Below are 2553 nucleotides of genomic sequence, written 5' to 3' on the forward strand. Positions count from 1 at the left end.
ATCCCGCCCATCGTCCCGGCCAGCACCCGGATCCCGAACGTCACCGCGTAGGACGACGACAGCGCGGTCGCCGCGTTGCATGCGGCGAACCCCGCCAGTGTCCCGGACAGCACCCGCCGCCGGGCGAAGCGCCGTAACAACGCCGTCAGCGGGATCGCCGCCAGGAACGACGCCACCGCGTACGCCGTCACCAGGAACCCCGCCCGCCCTTCCGGCACCCCCAGCGCCGCTGACATCTGCGGCAGCAACCCGGCGGGCAGCAATTCCGTCATCACCGCCGTGAACGCCGCCGCGAACAACGCCAGCAATCCCGGCCACGGCATCCTCCCCGCCTGTCTCACGCTTTCGCGCACTCCATCGACCATGGGACTAGGCTGAAACCTTCACATCAGTGTGAAGGCAAATCCCAGCGGACCGAGGCCTGCCATGAGAATCGGGGAGCTCTCCCGGCGCACCGGCGTCCCCACCCGCATGCTGCGCTACTACGAGGAGCAGAACCTCCTCCACCCGGAACGCGCGGACAACGGCTACCGCGACTATCCGCACTCGGCCGTCCACCGCGTGCGGCAGATCCGCGGCCTGCTCGACTCGGGGCTCACGACGGAGATCATCCGCCGCATCCTCCCGTTCCTCGACGGGCCCGGCAAGATCCACCTGCACCCGGAGTGCCTCACGCCCGAGCTCGCCGGCCTTCTGGAGGCCGAGGCGGACCGCATCCAGCAGCGCATCGACTGCCTGTCCCGCAACCGCGACGCCATCCACGCCTACCTCGCGGCCGTACGGACGCTGCGACGATGATTCCGGCTACCGCCTTTACAATGTAGATCATGACATCGCTGACGGACATTTTCACGGAGGTGCAGCGCGGCCGCCCGCGGCGGACGGCGGCGTCACGATCGTGCCCCAGCCCTCGCACCGCGTCGCCGGCGTGATCGCCTTCACCCCGCGCTGCTTGCCTGACCGCCGGCGGGGCAGGCTGATGTGGTGCCGACCGAACAGGAGGTGACCGGCATGGGTCGCGGAAAGCTCCTGCGCCACCGCCACGAGCATTCCGGCACCATCGACCATCCACGCGCCTACGAGCTGTTCTCCCGGCTGGGCTACGCGGGGCGCCGGCGGCTGGTGTTCACGCAACTGGCCGCCCTGGCCGGCGCCGGACCCGGCGAGCGGGTGCTGGACGTGGGCTGCGGCACCGGCTACCTGACCCGCCGTCTGGCTCCGCTGGTCGCGCCGGGTGGCCGGGTCGTCGGCGTGGACCCGGCCCCGCGGATGATCGCCTACGCCCGCCACCGCTCCCCCGCGAACTGCGTCTACCTGGTGGGCGAGGGGCAGGCGCTGGACGTGCCCGGCGGGCCGTTCGACGTGGTGGTTTCCAGCCTCGCCGTGCACCACATCCCTCCCGGGGCGCGGGAGACCGCCGTACGGGAGATGTTCCGCGTGCTGCGGCCGGGCGGCCGGCTGCTGATCGCGGAGCTCCGCCCGCCGCGGCGGCCGCTGGTGCGCCGGCTGGCCGGCCTGGTGAGCGGGCCGGTGAGCGGGCCGGTGAGCGGGCCGGTGAGCGGGCAGGTGAGCCATCATGGCCGGGGGCACGAGCCTGGCCAGGCAGGCGATCCGGGTGAGGCGGGCGACCCGGTCGAGGCGCCGGCCGCCCTGGTTCGGGGCGCCGGGTTCCGTGTGCAGGCCGAGGGCGACCTGTGGCCGCTGCTGTGCTATGTGCGGGCGGTCAAGCCGTAGGCCCGCGCTGGCGCCCCTGTTGATCAAAACAGGCGTGGCGCTTCTTGCTCCTACAAGATCGCTACGTATAGTGATGGCCGATGTCACTTTCGTGATTACAGGGGGAGATCATGAGAAGTACCCTCATCGCCACCGGCGGTGCACTGGCCGCGGCGGCCGTGGTGTTCGGGGCCGGCGCGGCCACTGCCGCCTCCGGCCACAACCCGCGCCACTGTGACCTCGCGGTGAACGAAGACTCGACCTACCACCACGTGACGGAGCACGGAAGGTTCGCCGGCACCCGCGACATCGACGCCTGCGTCCCCGGCCGCCACCACCATCACCACGACTGGCGCGGCAACCCGGACCGGGACGAGCGCAGCTGGGTCTTCGACTGGCTCAGGCGCTGATCTCCCGCCTCCTGGTCCCGGCGCCCCGCCAGGCGGGGTGCCGGGACCTCGGCTTTTCCGGTGCGTCGCCGGGTCGTTCGCGTTCGATAGCCTGACCGGGTGCGACTTGGTGTGAACGTCCCCAATTTCGGCCCTGGCACCGACCCCGGCATCCTGCGGCGATGGGCGCAGACCGCGGAGGGGCTGGGCTATGACCTGCTCATGGTCTCCGACCACGTGGTGATCACCCCCGACGTGGCGCGGAAATATCCGGCCCCCTTCTACGAGCCGTTCACCACGCTGTCGTGGCTCGCCGGATGCACCGGCCACATCGCCCTCGGCACGACCGTGCTGATCGTCCCCTACCGGCATCCGCTGCTCGTGGCCCGCATGGCGGCCAACCTCAACGACCTCAGCGGCGGGCGGTTGGTGCTGGGCGTCGGGGCCGGGT

The 2553-nt window shown here is 71.3% G+C and carries 5 protein-coding genes; 4 read left to right on the top strand and 1 reads right to left on the bottom strand.

Annotated elements, in window-relative coordinates; translation table 11 throughout:
* On the bottom strand, positions 1-341 hold a 341-nt coding region (locus GUY59_RS46630; RefSeq protein WP_330849314.1), incomplete at its 3' end, for an MFS transporter.
* A gap of 85 nt (positions 342-426) precedes the next feature.
* Between GUY59_RS46630 and GUY59_RS46635 the strand changes: the two genes are divergently transcribed.
* From GUY59_RS46635 to GUY59_RS46650, 4 genes are all read left to right on the top strand, one after another.
* Positions 427-798: a MerR family transcriptional regulator gene (locus GUY59_RS46635; RefSeq protein ID WP_138200112.1), complete on the top strand. Its 372-nt coding sequence runs from the start codon at positions 427-429 to the stop codon at positions 796-798.
* A gap of 186 nt (positions 799-984) precedes the next feature.
* A complete protein-coding gene (locus tag GUY59_RS46640; RefSeq protein WP_201762166.1) occupies positions 985-1734 on the top strand; it encodes a class I SAM-dependent methyltransferase in 750 nt (249 codons plus the stop codon).
* Positions 1735-1844: 110 nt separating this feature from the next.
* Positions 1845-2123: a hypothetical protein gene (locus GUY59_RS46645; protein WP_138200111.1), complete on the top strand. Its 279-nt coding sequence runs from the start codon at positions 1845-1847 to the stop codon at positions 2121-2123.
* Between the two features lie 99 nt (positions 2124-2222).
* The coding region (locus GUY59_RS46650) for an LLM class flavin-dependent oxidoreductase (RefSeq protein WP_161715125.1) at positions 2223-2553 on the top strand (331 nt) is incomplete at its 3' end.

The sequence above is a fragment of the Nonomuraea sp. K271 genome, assembly GCF_009908215.1.
In the GTDB taxonomy this organism is placed as follows: Bacteria; Actinomycetota; Actinomycetes; order Streptosporangiales; family Streptosporangiaceae; genus Nonomuraea; species Nonomuraea longispora.

What these genes read in the sequence shown, in the direction of transcription:
- GUY59_RS46645 (WP_138200111.1), top strand. Translation starts at nt 1,845, where the DNA reads ATGAGAAGTACCCTCATCGCCACCGGCGGTGCACTGGCCGCGGCGGCC.
- GUY59_RS46635 (WP_138200112.1), top strand. Translation starts at nt 427, where the DNA reads ATGAGAATCGGGGAGCTCTCCCGGCGCACCGGCGTCCCCACCCGCATG.